Here is a 21,626-nt window from a genome sequence, read left to right as displayed (position 1 = left end):
CCGCCCGTCGACTCCAAGGCAGGGAGGAGCCGGGGATCGAATTCGCGACTCGCCTCTTGCGTGTTCATACTTTGTTCTGTAGCGTATTTCCAGTCCGGAGGCGTCTTGCCGGGCACGTCAGTTGCGAGAAGCCGGCGGATCGTGGTGGACACGGGACGCCGTCCGGAAGATGGGGACGGCGGCGCGGCGCGCCTTTCGCCGAGGGTGCGGCTCGTCTAGGGTCGGGGCGATTTTCGGAAATTTGGAGTGCGATCATGGCGGGAAGCGTCAACAAGGTCATTCTGGTGGGCAATCTCGGCGCCGACCCGGAAATCCGGCGGCTGAATTCCGGCGATGCCGTCGCCAATCTGAGGATCGCGACGTCCGAGACGTGGCGCGACAAATCCTCCGGCGAGCGCCGCGAGCGAACCGAGTGGCACAATGTGGTGATCTTCAACGAGAACCTCGTGAAGGTCGCCGAGCAGTATCTGAAGAAGGGCTCGACCGTTTACGTCGAGGGCCAGCTCCAGACCCGCTCCTGGGAGGATCAGTCCGGGCAGAAGAAATACACCACCGAGGTGGTTCTGCAGCGCTTTCGCGGTGAGATGCAGATGCTCGGCGGTCGGGGCGAGGGCGGCGAAGGCGGCAGTCGCGGCGGCGGATACGATCGTGGTGGCGGCGGCGGCGGATACGACCGGGGCGGGCCGGATCGCGGCGGCGGCGATCGCGACTATGGCGGCGGACGGTCGAACGACCTCGACGACGAGATCCCGTTCTGAGGGCGTTCGTGGATCATTCGGCGCGCTGCGCCTGAACGAGGTGCGGCTGAACGAGCGGAGACGAGACGCGATGCCGTCGACAGCGATTGCCGGACGACTTGCCGCGGCCGTCGGCGGCTTCACGCGCAGGGCCGCCGTGCTGGTTCTGCCGGCGGGTCTCGTCCTGGCCTCGTTCGCGGGCGCTGCGACGGCCGAGGGCGCAGCCACGTCGCCGGCGGCAGCGGCCGCCGCTCCCGCGGCGCAATCCGACGCCGCGACGAACACCGTGCCGCGGATCGCGGTGGTTTCCGCTTTCGAGCCGGAATGGCAAAGCCTTCGGGCGGACCTTCTCGACCCCGAGACGGTAAGGATCAACGGCACCGATTTCGTCACGGGCGAACTCGCCGGCAAGGACGTCGTCCTGTTCCTCAGCGGCGTCAGCATGGTCAATGCCGCGATGACGACGCAACTCGCTCTCGACCGTTTCGACGTCGAGGCGATCGTCTTTTCGGGGATTGCCGGCGGCGTCGATCCGGCGCTCGACATCGGCGACGTCGTGGTGGCCGAGCGGTGGGGCGAGTATCTGGAGGCGGTGTTCGCCCGCAAGGAGGGCGAGGGTTGGACGCTGCCGCCCCACGCGGCGAAGTCCTTCGCCAATTACGGCATGATCTTCCCGCAGGACGTCGAAGTTCGGTCCGACCGGGCGGATGAGCCCGAAAAGCGGTTCTGGTTCGGGGCCGACGAGGAGCTGCTCGACGTCGCCCGCGCGGTGTCCGAGAAGGTTTCGCTGGAGCGCTGCGCCGAGGCCGACACCTGCCTGTCGCGTTCGCCGAAGATCGTCGTCGGCGGGTCGGGCGTCTCCGGCATGGCCTTCGTCGACAATGCCGATTTCCGCAAATACGTGGCGGCGACGTTCGGTGCCTCCGTCCTCGACATGGAAAGCGCCGCCGTCGCCCATGTCGCCTATGCCAACGACGTGCCCTTCATCGCCTTCCGAAGCCTGTCGGACCTTGCCGGCGGCGGCGAAGGCGCGAACGAGATGGCGACGTTCTTCGCCCTGGCGTCGGAAAATTCGGCCCGCCTGGTGAAGGCGTTCGTGAAGGCGATGCCCGCGGAGGCAAACTGACCCGACTTTTGTCCGTTGCATGCGCCGAATTCCGGTTGCCCGAACGAGCCGGCCGCGGCGGATACCGCCTCGCCGTCGCGGCGGGAGCCGGACGGCAGATGGGCAGATCAGACGGCGGGCCCCTCACGTCGCCGGATTTTCTTCCGCATCCTGCGCCGCCAGGTCGCGATGGCCCGATTGCGACTGGACCTCGATGTAGACCTTACGGATGATCGGGAAGCGCTCGCGAATCCGTCGCTCCGTCTCGCTGACCATCGCCTCGATCCGCTGCGACACGACGTCGTCGCGGAAGTCTACGCTCATCGTCAGGAGGACGTCTTCGGGGCCGAGATGCAGCGTGCGCAGTTCGTTGACCGCGACGATCTCCGGCCGGTCGCCGAGCCTTTCGCGGATCAGGTTCTCGATCTCCGGGCCGGCCGGTTCGCCGATGAGCAGGCCCTTCACCTCGATGGCGAGGAGAACGGCGGTCACGCCGAGGAGGATGCCGATGACGATCGAGCCGATGGCGTCGAACTCGTGGATGCCGGTCGACCAGGACAGGCCGACGCCGATCGCGGCGATGACGATGCCGATGCAGGCGGCGCTGTCCTCGAACAGGACGACGAAGATCGACGGGTCCTTCATGTCGCGGAAGTCGCGCAGCAGGCTCTTGCCGTTGCGACGCTGCTGGAATTCCCGGAAGGCGACCGACCAGGAATAGCCCTCGAAGCAGAAGGCGAGGAACAGGACGCCGAGGGCGACGAGAGGCGAGGTCAGTTCGCTCTCGCCCGACAGGAGGCCCATCACGCCTTCATAGGTCGAGAAGCCGGCACCGAGGGCGAACAGGAAGATCGCGACGAGAAACGACCAGAAATAGATCTCGGCGCCGTAGCCGAAGGGGTGTTGGGCATCCGGGGGCTTCTTCGACTTGGCAAGACCGATCAGGAGAAATCCCTGGTTCGCCGTGTCGATCACCGAGTGAAATCCTTCCGCCAGCATCGAGGACGAGCCGGTGAACAGCGCAGCGCCGAATTTCGTGACCGCGATGGCGAGATTGGCTCCGGCGGCCGCGATGATCGCTCCCTTGCTCCCCTCGGAGCCGCCCGAATTCTGCGCCTTGCGGCTGGATTTCGCCATGGTTCGTCCTTCCGGTTCGTCTGCCGCGATGATGGCGTAATTCGCCCGGCCGCTTTTGGTTCACGCGCCGCGTGATCATTGCGTGATCGCGGGGCCCGGCGCGGGTCGGACGGCTGAATCGAGGCGGGCCTGCCGGCAGGGCGAAAGCAAGGGCGGGAGAGGGTCAGATGGCGGCCGGGGCGACGTAGGTGGTCGAATGGAGCAGCGCCGCGACGCCGTCGGCGACGAACTGGACGGCTAGCGCTGCGAGCAGCACGCCGAGAAGCCGCGAAATCACCGCCCGGCTGGTGACGCCCAGAAAACGGTCCAGGCGGTGGGCCACCGCGAGGAAGGCGAAGGTGACGAGAACCGCCGCGAAAATGACCGCGAGGAGGGCGGCCTTGCCGGTGATCCCGGGGAGATTGCCGGCAAGCAGGATCACCGCCGAGATCGCGCCGGGACCGGCCATCAGCGGGATGGCGAGGGGAAACGCCGCGACGTCGGCGGTCTCGTCGTCGTCGAGGACGCGACTGGCGCTCTGTTCCTTGCGTTCGCGCCGGCGCTCGAAGACCAGCTCGAAACCGATCCAGAACAGGAACAGGCCGCCGGCGAGACGGAAGGCGCCGAGCGTGATGCCCAGCGCTTCCAGGACGGCGAGGCCGGTGAGGGCGAAGAGCGCTAGGATGGCGAAAGTGATCGCCGACGCCCGAAGCGCGATCTTGCGGCGCTCGGTGGCGCCGGCGCCCGGCGTCAGCGCCAGGAACAGCGGGACCAGCCCGAGCGGATCGAGAATCACGAAGAGGGTGGTGAAGCCGTTGAGGAGGACGTCGAACATCGTTCCGGCCCGAAGCGCGAGGGACTGACGATGGGTAACAGGTTCGACCGCCGGAACAAGCCGGGCAGCGGCCTTTCCGGTATTTCCGGCGACGATTCGCGTCTTGGGCGCCTTCGACACGGGAATGTCGCACCAGGCGCGGGAGAATTCTTTGCTCGATCTCGCAAAGCTCTGAAAGTCATGAAGAATTTATGGTCGCCGCAGGACGCCGAAATTTGCGCTCGCGGCCTTGCCGGGCTATAGCGAAGGCTGAAATTCCCGCTGATCAGGACATCTTCTTGGCAGACGAAAACGACGACACGACGCCGCCCGCTCCGCCTTCCGGCCCGGGCAGCGGAATCGATACCATCTCCATCATCGACGAGATGCAGCGCAGCTATCTCGATTACGCCATGAGCGTGATCGTCTCGCGCGCGTTGCCCGACGTGCGCGACGGCCTGAAGCCGGTGCATCGGCGCATCCTCTATGCGATGCACGAGATGGGGCTGAACTCCACCAAGTCCTACCGCAAGTCCGCCGGCGTCGTCGGCGAGGTGATGGGTAAGTTCCATCCGCACGGCGACTCGGCGATCTACGATTCCCTCGTGCGCATGGCGCAGGACTGGTCGCTGCGTGCGCCGCTGATCGACGGACAGGGCAATTTCGGCTCGATCGACGGCGATCCGCCGGCGGCCATGCGCTACACCGAGTGCCGGCTGCAGAAGATCGCCGATCCGATGCTCGAGGACATCGACAAGGAAACGGTCGATTTCCAGGAGAATTACGACGGCCGCGAAATGGAGCCGGTCGTCCTGCCGGCGCGCTTCCCCAATCTTCTCGCCAACGGCTCCGGTGGCATCGCCGTCGGCATGGCGACGAACATCCCGCCCCACAATCTCGGCGAGGTGATCGACGGCACCATCGCGATGATCGACAATCCGGCGATCACGCTGGACGAGTTGATGGAGCACATTCCGGGGCCGGACTTCCCGACCGGGGCGCTGGTCCTCGGCCGGGCGGGCATCCATTCGGCCTATTCGACCGGCCGCGGCTCGATCCTGATGCGCGGCAAGGTGCATGTCGAGACGATCCGCGGCGAGCGCGAAGCGATCGTCATCACCGAGGTCCCGTTCCAGGTGAACAAGGCCTCGATGATCGAGAAGATGGCCGAGCTCGTGCGCGACAAGCGCATCGAGGGCATCTCGGACATCCGCGACGAATCCGACCGCGAGGGCTACCGCGTCGTCGTCGAACTGAAGCGCGACGCCTCGTCCGACGTCATCCTCAACCAGCTCTACCGCTTCACGCCGCTGCAGACGTCCTTCGGCGCCAACATGGTGGCGCTGAACGGCGGCAAGCCGGAGCAGATGACGCTGTCCGACATGCTGTCGGCCTTCATCGCCTTCCGCGAAGAGGTGGTGAACCGGCGCACGAAGTACCTTCTGCGCAAGGCGCGCGAGCGCGCCCACGTGCTGGTCGGCCTCGCCATCGCCGTCGCCAATATCGACGAGGTGATCAAGCTGATCCGCCAGGCGCCGGATCCGGCAACGGCGCGCGAGCAGCTGATGACGCGCGAATGGGACGCCAAGGACGTCGCGCCGCTCATCCGGCTGATCGACGATCCGCGCCACCGCATCTCCGAGGACGGCACATACCGCCTGTCGGAAGCCCAGGCGCGGGCGATCCTCGACCTTCGCCTGCAGCGGCTGACGGCGCTCGGCCGCGACGAGATCGGCGACGAGCTGAACAAGATCGGCGCCGAGATCCGCGAATATCTCGAAATCCTCTCCTCGCGGACCCGGGTGCGCGAGATCATCAAGGCCGAACTCGCCGCCATCCGCGACGAGTTCGCGACGCCGCGCCGCACCCAGCTCACCGAGGGCGCGGCGGACATGGAGGACGAGGACCTCATCCCGCGCGAGGACATGGTGGTGACCGTCTCCCACGGCGGCTACATCAAGCGCGTGCCGCTCGGCACCTACCGCGCGCAGCGCCGCGGCGGCAAGGGCCGCTCCGGCATGTCCTTGAAGAACGACGAGGATTCGGTGACGCGGCTGTTCGTCGCCAATACCCATACCGCGGTCCTGTTCTTCTCCTCGCGCGGCATCGTCTACAAGGAGAAGGTCTGGCGCCTGCCGCTGGCGACGCCGCAGTCGCGCGGCAAGGCGCTGATCAATCTCCTGCCGCTGGAAAAGGGCGAGCGGATCACCTCGATCCTGCCGCTGCCGAGCGACATGGACGCGGCGGAGCGGCTGAACGTCATGTTCGCGACCACCCGCGGCACGGTCCGGCGCAACAAGCTGTCGGATTTCGTCCAGGTGAACCGCAACGGCAAGATCGCCATGAAGCTCGACGAGGAGGGCGACGAGATCCTGGCGGTGGCGACCTGCACCGAGGACGACGACGTTCTCCTCACCGCGAGTTCCGGCCAGTGCATCCGCTTCCCGACGACGGATGTGCGCGTCTTTGCGGGGCGCAATTCGGTCGGCGTCAGGGGCATCTCGCTGGGCAAGGGCGAGACGGTCGTCTCGATGGCGATCCTTAGGCACGTCGATGCCACGCCGGCCGAGCGCGCCTCCTATCTGAAGATGCGCCGCGCCGTCGAAGGCGATCTCGGCGGCGATCCGGGCGGCGATGCGCCGAGCGTCGACGAGGAAGGCGTCGAGGACGTCGCGATCGATCCGGAGCGCTACGGGGAACTCGGCGCGAAGGAGGAGTTCATCCTCACCATCTCCGAATATGGCTACGGCAAGCGCTCGTCGTCCTACGAGTTCCGTACCTCCGGGCGCGGCGGCAAGGGCATTCGCGCCACCGACACAAACCGCCTCGACAAGCTCGGCCAGCTGGTCGCCGGCTTCCCGGTGGAGAGCGAGGATCAGCTTCTGCTTGTGACCGATCGCGGGCAGGTGATCCGGGTGCCGATCGAGGGCATCGGCATGAAGGGCCGGGCCACCGGCGGCGTCACCATCTTCCGCACCGCAGACGGCGAACGCGTCGTCTCGGTCGAGCGGATTCCGGATCAGGGTGCGGACGAGGCCGGCGAGGCGGAAGAGGATCTGACCGGTCCGAGCGCCGAAGGCGAAGGTGGCGGTGTGGACAGCGGCGGGGACGACTCGGCGCCGGACGAAGGTCCCGATGCGACCCCGGACGACGGGACCGACGATCCGCAGGACTGAGCTGCAAACCGAGATCCAAAGACGAACGGCCATTCCGCGGAGGCGGAATGGCCGTTTGCACGATGGACTATCGCAGCTTGGGTCGCGTCAGAACAAGACGGTCGGAATAAAATTCGTTTCAAGCCGGAATTGCGTTTCGCCGCCGACCCTTGCGGGTGCCGAAAAGTCGCACAAGTAGCCGGATGTTGAGGTCGGCTGCAGCACAGGCGCAACTTTCCCATGCGGGGCTGACTGAACGGGTGCCCCTCAGCGGCGGAGACCCTGGTCATCCAGCGTTGCCGCCGCATGACGGCCGCTCGCGCGAGCCCGCCTGAGATATGCGAAATCGGCAAGACGATCGCCGAGTGACCGAGTGACGATCAGGGCCCGAATGTCAGCGGGGGCCGAGGCCGAAACCGCTCTGCTTTTTCGCCAGCACCTTGACCCGGGCATCCTGGCGTTCTTCGTTCATCGCGATGGCGGTCGCCGTCACGAGGGTCACGACCATGGTCATCGACAGGGCGATCATCAGCATGTGCGCATCTCCATTTTCACCCTCAAACTGCCGAAGAATGCAATTCGTTCCAATTTTTAGCGACTGCGCGTCGTGACGGGGTGCGGTATGTCGGCGCGTAGACGTCTCATCCTCCGGGTGTCGACGTGACGAAAGTGTATATGCGCGCGGTCCGAGGCCAATAAACTTTCGTCCGCGGCGCGCAAATGAGCGTGATGAGGAACGGGACATGACGAGACGAGCATTCTACCCGGGCTCCTTCGACCCGATGACCAACGGCCACCTGGCGGTTCTCGAACAGGCGATGCGACTGTTCGACGAAATCGTCGTCGCCATCGGCGTCCATCCCGGCAAGAAACCGCTGTTTTCCTTCGAAGAGCGGGCGGCCCTGATCCGCGAGGCGACCGCAGGGATGGAAAGTGCCGCGGTGGTCTCCGTCGTCGCCTTCGAAGGGCTGGTCGTGGAGGCCGCGCGCGAGGCGGGGGCGGTGGCGCTGATCCGCGGAGTGCGCGACGGAACGGACCTCGACTACGAGATGCAGATGGCCGGCATGAACGGCGCCATGCAGCCGGAGATCGTGACGCTGTTTTTCCCGGCGACTCCGCAGACGAGGCCTATTACCGCCACATTGGTTCGCCAGATCGCGGCCATGGGCGGGGATGTTTCGCGTTTCGTTCCGGCCCATGTCGCGACGGCGATCAGGGGGAAACGCAGCTCGCAATAGCGGGCCGGACATCGATTGGGGTGACAGGATGAAATTCATTGCAACGCTCGGCTTGGCAGCCGTGCTCTCGCTCGCGGCCGCACCGGCTTTCGCACAGTCGAAGGCCGAGCCCGAGAACACGCTGGTGATCACGACCAAGGACGGCGAGATCGACATCCAGCTGCGCCCGGATCTGGCGCCTCAGCACGTCGCGCGGATCAAGGAACTCGCCCGCCAGAAGGCCTATGACAAGGTCGTCTTTCACCGGGTGATCGACGGCTTCATGGCGCAGACCGGCGACGTCGAGTTCGGCAAGGAAGGGGCCGCGAGTTTCGATGCGAGCCGGGCCGGCATGGGCGGCTCCAAATTGCCCGATCTGAAGGCCGAGTTCTCGCAGGAGACCTTCGATCGCGGCACCGTCGGCATGGCGCGGGCGCAAGACCCGAATTCCGCCAATTCGCAGTTCTTCATCATGCTGGCGGACGGCGATTTCCTCGACGGCCAGTACACCGTCGTCGGCGACGTGATCTCCGGCATGGACGTCGTCGACAAGATCAAGAAGGGCGACTCCCAGGCGAACGGCGCGGTCGACGATCCCGACGAAATGCTGAGCGTCCGCGTCGCGGCTGACGAAAAATAGGCCGAGCTCCGACGGCCCGCCGCTCTTCGCTTCGCGCGGGCCGCGGCGGGTCCGATCCGGCCCTCCTCTTGCGTGTCCGGCCAAAAACGCCCAAACAGCCGCGATAGACAGCCGGGGCGCATCGACGCCCCGCAACGCAAACGGCAAAGAGGACGTCCCATTGGCTTACGAAAACCCCGAAGACACGCTCGTTCTGGAGACCACCAAGGGCAAGGTGGTGATCAAGCTGCGGCCGGACATCGCTCCGAACCATGTGGCGCGGGTCAAGGAACTCGCCCGCGAGGGCTTCTACGACGGCGTGGTGTTCCACCGGGTGATCGACGGCTTCATGGCCCAGACGGGCGATCCGACGGGGACCGGCAGCGGCGGTTCGGACAAGCCCGACCTCAAGGCGGAATTCTCCGACGAGCCGCACAAGCGCGGCACCGTCTCGGCGGCGCGCACGGCCAATCCGAACTCGGCCAATTCGCAGTTCTTCATCTGCTTCGAGGACGCCCCCTGGCTGAACAAGCAGTATTCGGTCTGGGGCGAGGTGATCGAGGGCATGGACGTCGTCGACACGATCAAGCGCGGCGAGCCGGTGCGCGATCCCGACCAGATCACCACCATGCGAGTCGCCGCAGACCTCTGAGGCCGTCGTCGCGCACTGCCACCGGCGAGTGACGCCACACGGCGGCGCACGGCAACACGGTGAGCGAGGGAACGGGCGCCGAACCATGCGCGTCGATCTTTTCGATTTCGAACTGCCGGAGGAGCGGATCGCGCTCCGGCCAGCCGTGCCGCGCGAAGCGGCGCGGCTTCTGCATGTCGGCGCGGGCGGCAGGCTGGCGAATCGTCACGTCCGCGACCTGCCTGGGCTGCTCGAGCCGGGCGACGTTCTGGTCTTCAACGACACCAGGGTCATTCCCGCGCGGCTGACCGGCATCCGTCGCCGCGACGGCAGAGCCGACGGCGAGGGTGTGGCGCGGATCGAGGCGACGCTGCACATGCGGCTGTCGCCCGAGCGCTGGAAGGCCTTCGTCAGGCCGGCCAAGCGGGTGAAGGTCGGCGACCGGATCGTCTTCGGCGCCGAACGGGACGGGGCCTGTGCGATGTCGAGCCTCGTCGGCGTCGTCGAGGAGCGGGGCGAGGGCGGCGAGGCGACGCTCTGCTTCGAGTTCTCGGGGCCGGCTCTCGACGAGGCGATCGCGGCGGTCGGCGCCATTCCGCTGCCGCCCTACATCGCCTCCAAGCGGGCCGAGGACGCGGCCGATCGTCGCGATTATCAGACGATCTTCGCCAAAGAGAGCGGCGCCGTCGCGGCTCCGACGGCGGGGCTGCATTTCACGCCGGAGCTGATGGAGGAGTTCGCCGCGCGCGGCGTCGGCACGGCCTTCCTGACGCTGCATGTCGGGGCAGGGACGTTCCTGCCGGTCAAGGCGGAGGATACCGGCGACCACCGGATGCATGCCGAGATCGGCCATGTGGACGAGCCGACGGCCGAGCGGCTGAACGAAGTTCGAAGAAGCGGCGGGCGGATCGTCTCCGTCGGCACGACCTCGCTGCGGCTCCTCGAAAGCGCCGCCGGCGAAGACGGCGTGATTCGCCCGTTTTCCGGGCCGACCGACATCTTCATCACCCCGGGCTACCGGTTCCGCGCGGTCGACCGGCTGTTGACCAACTTCCACCTGCCGCGCTCGACGCTGTTCATGCTGGTCTCGGCCTTCGCCGGCCTTGAGGCGATGCGGGGCGCCTACGCCCATGCGATCGAGACGGGCTACCGGTTCTATTCCTACGGCGACGCCTGCCTGCTCGATCCCGCCGGGCGCTGACAGTTCCCCTACGCAAAAAAAAGACGGGGCAGTTCGTGCCCCGTCCATCATTGCTGCGGGTCCTCGGACCGACGGTCAGTCGAGGATCTGGATGACGTTGCGGTTCTCGTCGACCACGACCGTACGGCCGTCGACGACGCCGTATTCGTAGGGGCCGACGTCGTCCGGAAGCCGGTAGAGCGGCACCGGCTCGGGCAGCGGCGTGCCGACGGTCACCGTGTAGCCGGTGGGCGCAGCCACGGATTCATGACGCTCCTTGGTGACGTAGGTACGGATCGTGCCGTAGTCCGGTTCCGTGGTCTGGACGGTGGTGGTCGTCGTGGTGGTGGTCTGGGCGAGCGCGGCCGCCGGTGCGCCGGCGGCGATCGCTGCGGCGAGGAGCAGGTGTTTCATCGTACAAGTTCCTTTCGGATTTCGTCCCGCCTCGAAAACTCCGTTCGCGCATTCCCGTTCCCGCGACCCGGTCGCGTATCGTATCGCTCTGCAACAATTCTCGATGGGCGGAAGACAAGTCGTCAGGGGCGGGATAGTCGGCTCCACGCGATGCGGGGCGTGAGGCGCGTTGCCAGCGGGCGCCGGTCGCGCTACCGGATGCCGGCCATGACAGAACGCTTTTCCTTCCGCCTTACCGCCACCGACGGCAAAGCCCGCCGCGGCGAGATCACCATGCCCCGCGGGATGGTGCGCACGCCCGCCTTCATGCCCGTCGGCACCGCCGGCACGGTCAAGGCGATGTATCTGTCCCAGGTCCGCGAGCTCGGCGCCGACATCATCCTCGGCAACGTCTACCATCTGATGCTGCGGCCGGGCGCCGAGCGGGTGGCGCGGCTCGGCGGACTGCACGAATTTGCCCGCTGGCCGTATCCGATCCTCACCGATTCGGGCGGCTTCCAAGTGATGTCGCTCGCCGATCTGCGGAAGCTCGACGAAAAGGGCGTGACCTTCCGCTCGCATGTCGACGGCTCGGTCCATTCGCTGACGCCGGAACGCTCGATCGAAATCCAGGGTCTGCTCGACAGCGACATCCAGATGCAGCTCGACGAATGCATCCGCCTGCCGGCGGAGCGCAAGGAGATCGAGCGGGCGATGGAGATGTCCCTGCGCTGGGCGGAGCGCTGCAAGACCGCCTTCGGCGATCAGCCGGGCAAGGCGATGTTCGGCATCGTCCAGGGCGGTACCGAAATCGACCTGCGCCAGCGCTCGGCGGCGGGCCTGTCGGCGATGGATCTGAAGGGCTATGCCGTCGGCGGGCTGGCGGTCGGCGAGCCGCAGGACGTCATGCTGGCGACCCTCGACGAGACGCTGCCCGTCCTGCCGCAAGAGAAGCCGCGCTATCTGATGGGCGTCGGAACGCCCGACGACATCATCCAGTCGGTGGCGCGCGGCATCGACATGTTCGACTGCGTGATGCCGACGCGGGCGGGGCGCCACGGCCTCGCCTACACCCGCCGCGGCAAGATCAACCTGAAGAACGCCCGCCATGCCGAGGATCATCGTCCGCTCGACGAGGAATCCGATTGCCCGGCCGCCCGCGACTATTCGCGCGCCTATCTCCATCACCTCGTGCGCTCGGACGAATCCCTCGGCGGCATGCTGCTCACCTGGAACAACCTCGCCTATTACCAGGACCTGATGGCCGGCATCCGCGGCGCGATCGAGGCCCGGCGGTATGGGAATTTCATGGGCGAGACGAAAGAAGCCTGGGCGAGGGGCGATCTGCCGCCGCTCGGCTGACATCGGCCGTTCCTTCGCCCGTCACCGCCTTTCGCTGCAGCGAAAGATTGCTCAGACCGCGACGTCGTTGCCCTTGCGCAGCGAGCAGCCGGTGATCTTCATCGACCCGTCCGGCTGGCGCTGCAGCGTGTAGCTGGCGATCCAGCTCTTGCCCTTGCGGTCGGTGAGGTAGACCTCCTGACGGAAGCCGTCGCCCTCCGGCTTCAGCGCGCCGAAGACGGCACTTCGGGAATGATAGACCGGATCGTAGGCGGACTGCACCATGCCCATGAACTGGCCGGGGCTCGGGAAGATGGCCTGAATGTTCGGCGCGGCGTAGGAATAGGCTTCGGCGCCGTTGCCGGCGTTGAAGGCCTCGAGCTGGGCGGAGATCGCCGCGCGGATCTCGCCGGCATCGTCGGCGCGGGCGGAAACCGGCGCCGCGAAGGCGAGGGCGGCGCAAAGCAGCAGGGTCGGCGCGGATGTCATCGGCGGTCCTCCGTGGTCTCGATGCGGAAGATTCGCCCATGTCGCCGCCACGGACACCGCCCCCGCGGTCAATTGCCCGTGATGACCGGATATCTGCCGACGCCGTCACGCCTCCCGATCACGCCGATCGCGCGGGATCGGGATGTCAGTCGTCGTTGGCGGAGGAAAGGTCTTCGGGCCGCAGGCCTTCCTGATGGGCGCGATGGCCGAGTTCGACGACGTTCACCTCGGGACCGGGACCATCGGGTGTCAGCGGCTCGCTGACGATGGCGATCGACAGGGCCACGTCCCGGCGCGCCGCCTCGCGCAGGGCGTCGTTCAGCGTCTCCGCCGCGGCTTTCGCCCGGGCGAGGATGTCTGCGGTGCCGGCGGGAGCGCCGGGCGTTTTGTCGGTGGTGTCCATGCCCGCACATTCGAGCAAGCGCGCCGGGAAGGCAAGCGCGTCCGGGCGGATGGTCCATTCGCCGGGCGTGTATTCCCACTTCGAGGCCGCCCTCTTCTTCAACTCGCCACGAATCATAGGCAAGAGGCCTACGGGGCTTCAGACGTCGTCCTCGACGCTGCTCGGCGGTTTGCGCCGCCGACGCTCGCCGGCGTCTCGGGTCATGACATCGGAGATCTCATGCGCAAATTCCACATGATCACCACGGCCACGCTCGCGGCGCTTCTGGCGACGACGGCGCTCGCCGGCGCCCAGTCTTCCCAGCCGAACGCTCCGGCGCCGGCGGCGAGCCGGGCCGGCGGCGCGGCGCTTTCGGCGTCGGCCGAGCCGACCCGCACCGGCGACATCCGTAGGATCGTGCTCTATTCGGGCGGCGTCGCCGAGATCGTTCGCTCGGCCGAAGTCTCCGGCGATGCCACGATCGGCATGGAAGTTCTTCTCGACCAGGTCAACGACGTCCTGAAGAGCCTCGTCGTGCGCAATCCCGGCGGCGGGGTCGGTCAGGTGTCGCTGGAAGGCTCGGTCAATGCCCAGGAGCTTTCGCGCGCCGCCCTGTTCACCCCCGCCGATCTCGATTCGCTGCCGCTGCTCCTGAACAAGCTGAAGGGCGCCAGGGTGCGCATCGAGGGCGACCGCTCGGTAACCGGCACCGTGCTCGGCACCTCGCAGCCGCCGGCAGGCGAAAGCGCGGAAAAGTCGCAGAGGCCGCTCGCCATCGTGGCGGTGCTGGACGAGACCGGCTCCGTCCGCTCGCTGCCGGTCTTTGCCGACACTTCGGTGGAGATCCTCGACGAAGACACGGCCGAAGAGCTGAAGAAGGCCGTCCAGTCGCTGTCGCGCAGCCTCTCCGACGACAGCCGCCTCGTCTCCGTCAAGGTCGACGGGACGGGCGCGCGGACCATCGAGTTCGACTATGTCGTCGCCGCGCCGGTGTGGAAGTCGTCCCATCGGCTGGTGCTCGGCAAGGACGGCAAGGGCCGGCTGCAGAGCTGGGCGGTGATCGAGAACGCCACCGGCGAGAACTGGAGCGACGTCACGGTCGCGCTGTCCTCGGGTTCGCCCGTGACGCTGCGCCAGAACCTCTTCGATCCGTTTTTCAAGGAGCGGCCGGAAGTGCCCGTCTTCGTTGATAGGCAGTCGATTCCGGATGCCGATCGCGGGACGGTGCCGAGCCCTGCGATGAGCGCCAAGGCCGGCCGGTCGGTGGGCGGCGCCGCTGCCTTTGCCGACAATCTGATGGCCGCCGCGCCGATGCCGGAATCGGCCGAGTTCTCGATCGGCGAGGCGAGCGAGGTCGGCGAGGCGGTCGAGGGCGACGTCTCCGTCACCTATCCGCTGCCCCAGCCGGTGACGCTCGACGCCGGCTCGACGCTGTCGGTCCCGGTGGTCGATTCGGATGTGCCGGCCGAGCGCATCGCCGTGTTCACGCCGGATCGGGGCGAGATCCATCCGACCGCGGCGGTCCAGCTCGACAACGAGACCGGTTCGGCGCTGCCGGCCGGGATCGTCACGGTCTACGATCCCTCGGGCTATGTCGGCGATTCGACGCTTCTGCCGGTGCCGGCGGGCGAAGAGCGGCAGGTCCAGTTCGCGCTCGACCGGAAGCTGACGGTGAACACCACCGAAAAGCCGCAGGAGCTCGTCAGCGAGCTGCGCGTCGTCGACGGCGTGTTGCGCTACAAGTCGATCCAGGAGCGCCACACGGTCTATACGGCGCAGAATGCGGCCGAGGACGAGCGCAAGCTCGTCATCAACCATCCGAAGCTGTCCGGCTGGCAGCTCGTCGCCGACGGCAGGGTCGGCGAGACGGAAGACTCCTATCGCCTCGAAGCGGTGATCCCCGCAGGCGGGACCCGCGACATCGCGGCCACCTATCGATTCGTGCGCGACGAGGGCTTCGCGCTGGTCGACGCCAGCCAGTCAGAACTTCTGCGTTTCTCCAGCCAGTCGCAGGATCCGGCGCTTTCGGCCGATCTGAAGGCGATCGCCGGGATCCAGGGCGAGAAGACCGATCTCGACCGCCGGATCGACACCCTCAGCGGCCAGAAACAGGACATCTATGCCGCCCAGGACCGCATCCGCGAGAACGTCAAGGCGGTGGGTCCCGGCGATCTGCGCGACCGCTATCTCGACACGATGCGCGATCAGGAAGATCAGCTGAAAGCCATCGACCGGGAGATCGCGACGCTGAAGAGCCAGCGCGAGGAAGTCGAGGCGCGGCTGCGGGAGAAGATCGGGGCAATCTGAGGGGCCGAGGGGCGAGAGCGCAGCTGTCGCAGAGGGTCGGCGCCCTTCGCGCCCCCCTCTGTCCTGCCGGACATCTCCCCCTCGAGGGGGGAGATCGATCTCGTTCGGACGAGCCCGCAAGCCAGTCGACGGTCGGGTCGGAATCGACGCCGCAAAACAGCGCTCGGCCGCTGCCGCTGCCTGATCTCCCCCCTCGATGGGAGATGGGCGGCCGCCCAGAGGGGGGGCGCCGTAGAGCGCTTCCGTTCGCTGTAGACGCCGCGGACTTTCTTTAGCGCGTCGAAAAGCCAACGCACCTCACCCCCACAGCCGCGGGTCGGGCGGGGAGACCATCGAACCGGCATAGGTGAGGGGATGCGGGCGGTCCTTCGCCAGGAGCAGCGGGCCGTCCAGATCGACGATGTCGGCGGTCTGGGCGAGGAGGATGGCCGGGGCCATGGCGAGCGAAGTGCCCACCATGCAGCCGACCATGACGCCGAAACCGTGTCGCCGCGCTTCGCGCGTCAGCCGCACCGCCTCGGTCAGCCCGCCGGTCTTGTCGAGCTTGACGTTGACGAAGTCGTAGCGGCCGAGGAGGTGGTCGAGATCCTTGCCGACATGCAGCGATTCGTCGGCGCAGACCGGCACCGGATGGGGAATCTCCGCAAGGATCGCGTCCTTGCCGGCCGGGAGCGGCTGCTCGACGAGGACGGCGCCGGCGGCCGCGGCGGCGAGGAGATGGTCACGCAGATTGGCGTCCGTCCAGCCCTCGTTGGCGTCGAGAATGAGCCTCGCGCCCCGGGCCGCGGCCCGCACCGCGCGGATGCGCTCGCGATCGTCCTCGGTGCCGAGCTTGATCTTCAGAAGGTCGCGGCCGGAAGCTCTGGCGGCGCTGGCCATCGCGTCGGCGCTGTCGAGGCTGATCGTATAGGCGGTCTCGACCGGCCGCGGCGTCTCGCCGCAGACGATGGCCGAGACGTGGCCGCCGGTGGACTTCGCCTCGAGATCCCAGAGGGCGCAGTCGAGGGCGTTGCGGGCCGCGCCGGCGGCGACCGCCTCTGCGAGACTGTCGCGCGAACCGCCCCGTTCGATCAGATCCCGGACCCCCTCGATCTGATCGCAGACGCTCTCGATGCTTTCGCCATAGCGCGGATAGGGAACGCATTCCGCCCGGCCCCTGCCGTATTCGTCGGCGATCTCGCAGCTCACCACGGCGGCTTCGGTCTTGACCCCCCGCGCGATCCGAAACGGCTGGAGCAGCGGAAAATGCTCCACTGTGACCGAAAGACGACGCGGCATGGTAAATGATCTCCTTCACGGCGGCTTTGGTTTATTCCCACGAAGCCCTGTGCCAGTGAAGGGGGGTGCCGCGACTTCGCCGGACGGATCGCCGCGGATCTTCGGCGGACCTCGGGGAGACGGCCGATGCCGACGGCCGGAATGAATGCGGATCGAGGAACGATGCTGGAGGCCGTGAAGCCCGAGGAGACCGCCAAGCGCGGCCGCCTGTCTGCCGTCAAGCCTGCTCTCGAAGGCGAGAAGCAGGACGGCGGCGTGCGGCTCGTCGCCAGCGGCGACTGGCTGGCCCGCACCGTCGGAGCGATGGAATCCCTCCTCGCCGAAACCGCCGGCTCCGATCTCGGCAAGCGGATCACCGTCGACTGCTCGAAGGTCGGCCGGATCGACACCGCCGGCGCCTTCGTCATCGAAAGGCTGTCGCGCGAACTTTCGGGCGAGGGGCGCGATGTCGAACTCGCCGGCGTCTCGAAGCGGGACGCGGCGCTCTTCGCGGCCGTCCGCGGGACGATGGACCGGAAGGTGCCGCCCGGCAAGCCGGCGCAAGTCTCGCCGCTGACCGGCTTTTTCGGGGCGATCGGCGGCGGCGTCTACGGCGCCCGGGACGAGGCCGTCGCGTGGCTGAACATCATCGGCGGTGCGATCTACGGCGCCGGCTACCGCCTGACGGGCCGCACCCGCTCGCGCCCGGCCGCCGTGTTCAACCAGCTCGACCAGATGGGGGTGAAGGCGATTCCGATCATCGTCCTCATCACCTTCCTGATCGGCGGCATCATCGCCCAGCAGGGCGCGTTCCAGTTGCGCCGCTTCGGCGGCGAGGTCTATGCGGTCAATCTCGTCGGCATCCTGGTCCTCAGGGAAATCGGCGTGCTGCTCGCCGCGATCATGATCGCCGGACGCTCGGGCAGCGCCATCACCGCCGAGATCGGCTCGATGAAGATGCGCGAGGAAATCGACGCCCTGCACGTCATCGGGCTGAACCCGATCGGCGTCCTGGTGTTTCCGCGTCTCGTCGCCCTGACCATCGCGCTGCCGCTCCTGACCATCCTCGCCAATCTGGCGGCGCTGCTCGGCGGCATGCTGACGCTGAAGCTCTATTCCGACATCTCCTTCGCCAACTACCTGCAGGGCATCCAGAACAGCGTCGATTTGTTCACTGTCTTTGCCGGCCTGATCAAGGCACCCTTCATGGCGATCGTCATCGGCATCGTCGGCGCCCTGGAGGGAATGAAGGTGGGTGGCAGTGCCGAAAGCCTCGGCCTCCACGTCACCTCCTCCGTGGTCAAGTCGATCTTCCTCGTCATCGTCATGGATGGCCTGTTTGCGATCTTCTACGCCTCGATGGGACTGTGACCCGGTGACACTCGACCCTGCGGTTCAGAACGAAGAAACTGCGGATCCGGCCGCCTCGGCGGCACCGGATGCGGCGGACGACGTGCTGATCCGCGCCCGCGGCGTGAACGTCTCCTTCGGCTCCAAGAAAATCCTCGAAAACCTCTCGCTCGACGTCAGGCGCGGCGAAATCCTCGGCTTCGTCGGCCCGTCCGGCGCCGGCAAGTCGGTGCTCCTGCGCACCATTCTCGGCCTCAATCCGAAGCAGGGCGGCACGATCGAGGTCTTCGGCATCGACTATCACCAGGCGAGCGAGCGCGAAAAGCTCTCGGTCGAGCGCCGCTGGGGCGTCCTGTTCCAGCAGGGCGCGCTGTTTTCGGCCCTGACGGTCGCCGAGAACATCGAAGTGCCGATGCGCGAATATCTCGACCTGTCGCCCAAGCTGATGCGCGAACTGACCCGGCTGAAGATCGATCTCGTCGGCCTCGCCCAGGATGCGGCGGACAAATATCCGTCCGAGCTGTCCGGGGGCATGATCAAGCGCGCGGGGCTCGCGAGAGCGCTCGCCCTCGATCCGGAGATCGTCTTCCTCGACGAGCCGACCTCCGGCCTCGATCCGATCGGCGCGGCCGATTTCGACCAATTGATCATGACGTTACGCGACACGCTGGGTCTCAGCGTCTACATGGTGACCCACGATCTCGACAGCCTGTTCCAGGCCTGCGACCGCATCGCCGTCCTCGGCGACCGCAAGGTGCTGGTCGAGGGACCGCTGTCGAAGATGCTGGCCTACGATCACCCCTGGGTGAAATCCTACTTCCACGGCAAGCGCGCCCGCACCATCGTCACCGACGATGCCGAGGCGGCGCGGCCGATGCCCTCCGATGGAGCCGCCTGATGGAAACCAAAGCCAACTACGTCCGCGTCGGCATCTTCACGCTCGTCGTCCTCGCGCTCGCCGTCGGCTTCACCTATTGGAGCGTCTTTGCCTCCAGCGGCGACAACCGCGTGCCGCTGCTGGTCAGGATCGAAGGCTCCGTGACCGGGCTCCAGCAGGGCAGTCAGGTGCTGTTCAACGGCCTGCCGGTCGGCCAGGTGACGTCGCTGCGGATCGACAACAACAATCCCGGCGTCGTCATCGCCACGACGATGGTCGACCCGTCGATCCCGATCAAGGAGAACACCCAGGCCAATATCGGCTTTCAGGGACTGACCGGCTACGCCTTCATCGAACTGAAGGGCGGCAATCCCGCGGGTGACAATCTCATCGACGAAGCCAGGCAACAGGGCGTCACCCCCGTCATCCGCGCCAATCCCTCGGACGTGACGGACATCCTGGCGACGGCGCGCGACATCGCCGACCGGGCGAACACCATCCTCGGCGAATTCGAGAGCATCGTGAAAGGGGCGGGGCCGGGCGTCCAGACCACGGTCGCCAACGTCGCCAAGACGTCGGAGAACGTCGAGACCTTCACCGCCGCACTCGCCCGCAACACCGACAACATCGATTCCTTCGTCGACAGCCTGTCCGCCCTGACCGTCAGCGCACGCAACGTCGCAGATGCCTTGCCCGGCGCGATCGAGCGGGCGCAGGACATTCTCGCCTCCGTCGACACCGACGAGGTCGGCCAGATCGTCGACAACGTGACGCAGGTGACGGCGAACATCCGCGAAGGCTCGGAACGGATCGGCAGCGTCATGGATTCGGTCCAGTCGGCGGCGAACGGTGTCGGCAAGATCGGCGACGTGATCAACCGGAACGCCGACGGCATCGACAATTTCGTCAGCGCGCTGGGTCCCTTCGCCGTCACGGCGACGGGTGTCGCGAACCAGCTCGACACGACGCTCCAGAGCGCCGATCGGGTGATCGCCGCGGTCGACCCGGAGAAGGTCTCGACCACTCTCGACGGCGTCTCGACCACGGCGACCAACGTCGCGGCGCTGAGCCAGAAGCTGAGCGACCAGTCGGGCGCGATCGACACGATCGTGCAGGGCGCGTCGAACGCCGTCACCAACGTCGAAGCCGTGACCCGAACCGTCGCCGACCGTCGCGAGGATCTCGACCGGACGCTCGCCAATCTGGCACCGCTCTCCGACACCGCGAACCGGGTCGCCAACCGTCTCGACGTAACGCTGCAGAACGCCGACCGGGTGGTCGCATCGATCGATCCGGACAAGGTCGCCTCGGCCGTCGATTCCTTCTCCGCCGTCGCCAGCAACGCCGCATCGATCACCGACACGGTGAACCAGCAGAAGGAGGCGATCTCCTCGGCGATCAGCGGGCTGTCGAACTCGGCCCAGAACGTCGACCGGATCACCACCACCGTCGCCCAGCGCTCGGACGACATCGACGCGCTGCTCGCCAATCTCGGGCCGGTATCCGATCAGGTCGGCCAGGCCGCGACGACTTTGAACCAGACGCTCGACTCGGCCAACCGGGTGGTGGCGGCGGTCGATCCCGAAAAGGTCTCGGCGACGCTGGACCAGGTTTCCAGCGCGGCGACCGACGTCGCCTCGATCACCCGGACGGTGGATCAGCAGAGGGAGGCGATCTCCTCGGCGATCAGCGGCTTCGCCAACTCGGCGCAGAACGTCAACCGGATCACCACCACCGTCGCCCAGCGGATGGACGCCATCGACCAGCTTCTCACCAGCCTCGGCCCGATCAGCGCCAACGTCACCGAAGCCTCGACGAAGCTCAATTCGACCCTCGACAGCGCCAAGGGCGTGGTCGATTCGGTCGACACGGCGATGATCAACAAGTCGCTCGACAACGTCGGCGCGATCACCGATGCGGTGCGCGAGAAGACGCCGGAGATCCAGTCGATCGTCGAGCGGGTGAACTCCGCCGTCCTGACCATCGACACCGCCGTCAAAGGCTTCTCCGAGACGCGGGCGCAGCTCGACACGCTCCTCGCCAGCATCGATCCCGGCAAGGTCAACCAGGCGGTTGAGAACGTCTCGGCGGCCACCGACAACGTCGCCAAGGCCGCCGATTCGATCGCCGGCGTTGCCAACGACATCGGCGAGAAGCGGCCGCAGATCGACAGCATCATCGAGAACGTCCAGACGACCAGCGAGAGCCTGAAGGCCGCCTCGGCGAAGATCGACGGCGTGTTGACGTCGATCGACGGGGTCTTCGCCGGCGCCGGCAACGGCACGCAGCTCGGCTCCGACCTTGCGGGAGCGCTCCAGTCGGTGCGGGGGGCGGCGCAATCGATCCAGGAGCAGGTGACGCCGATCTCGGCCAATCTGCAGCGTTTCTCCACTCAAGGGCTGCAGCAGTTCCAGTCGCTGGTCCGCTCGGTCGACAGGACTGTGAACCGCATCGACGATGCGGTCTCAGAGTTCTCCGACAATCCGAGCCGTATCCTCTATGGCGGTGACAACGTGAAGCAGTACGACGGGCGGACGCGGCGCTAGCCGAGCCGCCCGGCCGGCCCACACACCTGAAGACGGCGTCGAACGCCATCTCCGGCTGCGGTTTGTGGCAATCTCGTCCCGCCGTGGAAGTTTGTGCGCAAGCCGCCTGG

The 21,626-nt window shown here is 66.9% G+C and carries 18 protein-coding genes and 1 pseudogene; 12 read left to right on the top strand and 7 right to left on the bottom strand.

All coding sequences use genetic code 11. The features are described 5' to 3' along the window. Positions 1-254: 254 nt before the first annotated feature. Positions 255-758, top strand: a complete 504-nt coding sequence (gene ssb, locus LZD57_RS09990) for a single-stranded DNA-binding protein (RefSeq protein ID WP_255699883.1) — start codon at positions 255-257, stop codon at positions 756-758. A 70-nt stretch (positions 759-828) separates the two neighbouring features. Further along, complete coding sequence (locus LZD57_RS09985) at positions 829-1,863, top strand: 5'-methylthioadenosine/S-adenosylhomocysteine nucleosidase (RefSeq protein WP_233719464.1); 1,035 nt, start codon at positions 829-831, stop codon at positions 1,861-1,863. Between the two features lie 123 nt (positions 1,864-1,986). Here LZD57_RS09985 and LZD57_RS09980 read toward each other — a convergent pair whose 3' ends face one another. Then, positions 1,987-2,979: a cation diffusion facilitator family transporter gene (locus tag LZD57_RS09980; RefSeq protein ID WP_233719463.1), complete on the bottom strand. Its 993-nt coding sequence runs from the start codon at positions 2,977-2,979 to the stop codon at positions 1,987-1,989. 163 nt (positions 2,980-3,142) lie between these two features. Beyond that, a complete protein-coding gene (locus tag LZD57_RS09975) occupies positions 3,143-3,793 on the bottom strand; it encodes a MarC family protein (RefSeq protein WP_233719462.1) in 651 nt (216 codons plus the stop codon). A gap of 365 nt (positions 3,794-4,158) precedes the next feature. On the opposite strand from LZD57_RS09975, the pseudogene gyrA reads away from it, so the two are divergent. Beyond that, positions 4,159-6,786 (top strand): annotated as a pseudogene (gene gyrA / locus LZD57_RS09970) (DNA gyrase subunit A); the annotation flags it as partial. 535 nt (positions 6,787-7,321) lie between these two features. Here gyrA and LZD57_RS09965 read toward each other — a convergent pair. Beyond that, positions 7,322-7,462, bottom strand: coding sequence for a hypothetical protein (locus tag LZD57_RS09965; RefSeq protein ID WP_233719461.1), 141 nt, complete (start codon positions 7,460-7,462; stop codon positions 7,322-7,324). A gap of 208 nt (positions 7,463-7,670) precedes the next feature. Here LZD57_RS09965 and coaD point away from each other — a divergent pair, with 208 nt between their 5' ends. The 4 genes from coaD to queA all read left to right on the top strand — a co-directional run bounded on the left by coaD (position 7,671) and on the right by queA (position 10,595). Further along, positions 7,671-8,165: a pantetheine-phosphate adenylyltransferase gene (gene coaD, locus LZD57_RS09960; protein ID WP_233719460.1), complete on the top strand. Its 495-nt coding sequence runs from the start codon at positions 7,671-7,673 to the stop codon at positions 8,163-8,165. 28 nt (positions 8,166-8,193) lie between these two features. Then, on the top strand, positions 8,194-8,784 hold the full coding sequence (locus tag LZD57_RS09955; protein ID WP_233719459.1) for a peptidylprolyl isomerase: 591 nt from the start codon (positions 8,194-8,196) through the stop codon (positions 8,782-8,784). 160 nt (positions 8,785-8,944) lie between these two features. Beyond that, positions 8,945-9,415, top strand: coding sequence for a peptidylprolyl isomerase (locus LZD57_RS09950; protein ID WP_233719458.1), 471 nt, complete (start codon positions 8,945-8,947; stop codon positions 9,413-9,415). Positions 9,416-9,500: 85 nt separating this feature from the next. Further along, positions 9,501-10,595, top strand: coding sequence for a tRNA preQ1(34) S-adenosylmethionine ribosyltransferase-isomerase QueA (gene queA, locus LZD57_RS09945; RefSeq protein ID WP_233719457.1), 1,095 nt, complete (start codon positions 9,501-9,503; stop codon positions 10,593-10,595). Between the two features lie 75 nt (positions 10,596-10,670). Here the strand turns inward: queA and LZD57_RS09940 are convergent, their stop codons facing one another. After that, positions 10,671-10,988, bottom strand: a complete 318-nt coding sequence (locus LZD57_RS09940) for a DUF1236 domain-containing protein (RefSeq protein WP_233719456.1) — start codon at positions 10,986-10,988, stop codon at positions 10,671-10,673. A gap of 207 nt (positions 10,989-11,195) precedes the next feature. On the opposite strand from LZD57_RS09940, the gene tgt reads away from it, so the two are divergent. After that, on the top strand, positions 11,196-12,329 hold the full coding sequence (gene tgt / locus LZD57_RS09935) for a tRNA guanosine(34) transglycosylase Tgt (protein ID WP_233719455.1): 1,134 nt from the start codon (positions 11,196-11,198) through the stop codon (positions 12,327-12,329). A gap of 51 nt (positions 12,330-12,380) precedes the next feature. On the opposite strand, the gene LZD57_RS09930 is transcribed toward tgt, so the two are convergent. Both LZD57_RS09930 and LZD57_RS09925 read right to left on the bottom strand, forming a co-directional pair. After that, the gene (locus LZD57_RS09930; RefSeq protein ID WP_233719454.1) at positions 12,381-12,797 is read right to left on the bottom strand and encodes a DUF4864 domain-containing protein; all 417 of its coding nucleotides are present in this window, start codon (positions 12,795-12,797) and stop codon (positions 12,381-12,383) included. 145 nt (positions 12,798-12,942) lie between these two features. Further along, positions 12,943-13,302 carry a hypothetical protein gene (locus LZD57_RS09925; RefSeq protein WP_233719453.1) on the bottom strand — a complete coding sequence of 120 codons (360 nt, stop codon included), beginning with the start codon at positions 13,300-13,302 and terminating at the stop codon, positions 12,943-12,945. 117 nt (positions 13,303-13,419) lie between these two features. Here LZD57_RS09925 and LZD57_RS09920 point away from each other — a divergent pair, with 117 nt between their 5' ends. Beyond that, on the top strand, positions 13,420-15,486 hold the full coding sequence (locus LZD57_RS09920; protein WP_233719452.1) for a DUF4139 domain-containing protein: 2,067 nt from the start codon (positions 13,420-13,422) through the stop codon (positions 15,484-15,486). A 297-nt stretch (positions 15,487-15,783) separates the two neighbouring features. On the opposite strand, the gene dgcA is transcribed toward LZD57_RS09920, so the two are convergent. Beyond that, positions 15,784-16,764, bottom strand: a complete 981-nt coding sequence (dgcA, locus tag LZD57_RS09915; RefSeq protein ID WP_233719451.1) for an N-acetyl-D-Glu racemase DgcA — start codon at positions 16,762-16,764, stop codon at positions 15,784-15,786. 162 nt (positions 16,765-16,926) lie between these two features. On the opposite strand from dgcA, the gene LZD57_RS09910 reads away from it, so the two are divergent. The 3 genes from LZD57_RS09910 to LZD57_RS09900 are packed head-to-tail and all read left to right on the top strand — an operon-like array spanning position 16,927 to position 21,516. Next, positions 16,927-18,114 (top strand): ABC transporter permease, encoded by a 1,188-nt coding sequence (locus tag LZD57_RS09910; RefSeq protein WP_233719450.1) that lies wholly within the window; start codon positions 16,927-16,929, stop codon positions 18,112-18,114. A 4-nt stretch (positions 18,115-18,118) separates the two neighbouring features. Beyond that, the gene (locus tag LZD57_RS09905; protein ID WP_420844782.1) at positions 18,119-18,991 is read left to right on the top strand and encodes an ABC transporter ATP-binding protein; all 873 of its coding nucleotides are present in this window, start codon (positions 18,119-18,121) and stop codon (positions 18,989-18,991) included. Continuing rightward, complete coding sequence (locus tag LZD57_RS09900; protein ID WP_233719449.1) at positions 18,991-21,516, top strand: MlaD family protein; 2,526 nt, start codon at positions 18,991-18,993, stop codon at positions 21,514-21,516. The genes LZD57_RS09905 and LZD57_RS09900 overlap by 1 nt, the downstream gene beginning before the upstream one ends. Positions 21,517-21,626: the final 110 nt, after the last annotated feature.

This window comes from Jiella avicenniae (assembly GCF_021390325.1).
Lineage (GTDB): Bacteria > Pseudomonadota > Alphaproteobacteria > Rhizobiales > Rhizobiaceae > Jiella > Jiella avicenniae.
Note: the sequence above shows the minus strand (reverse complement) of the source record. Positions and strands in the feature narration are given on the sequence as shown.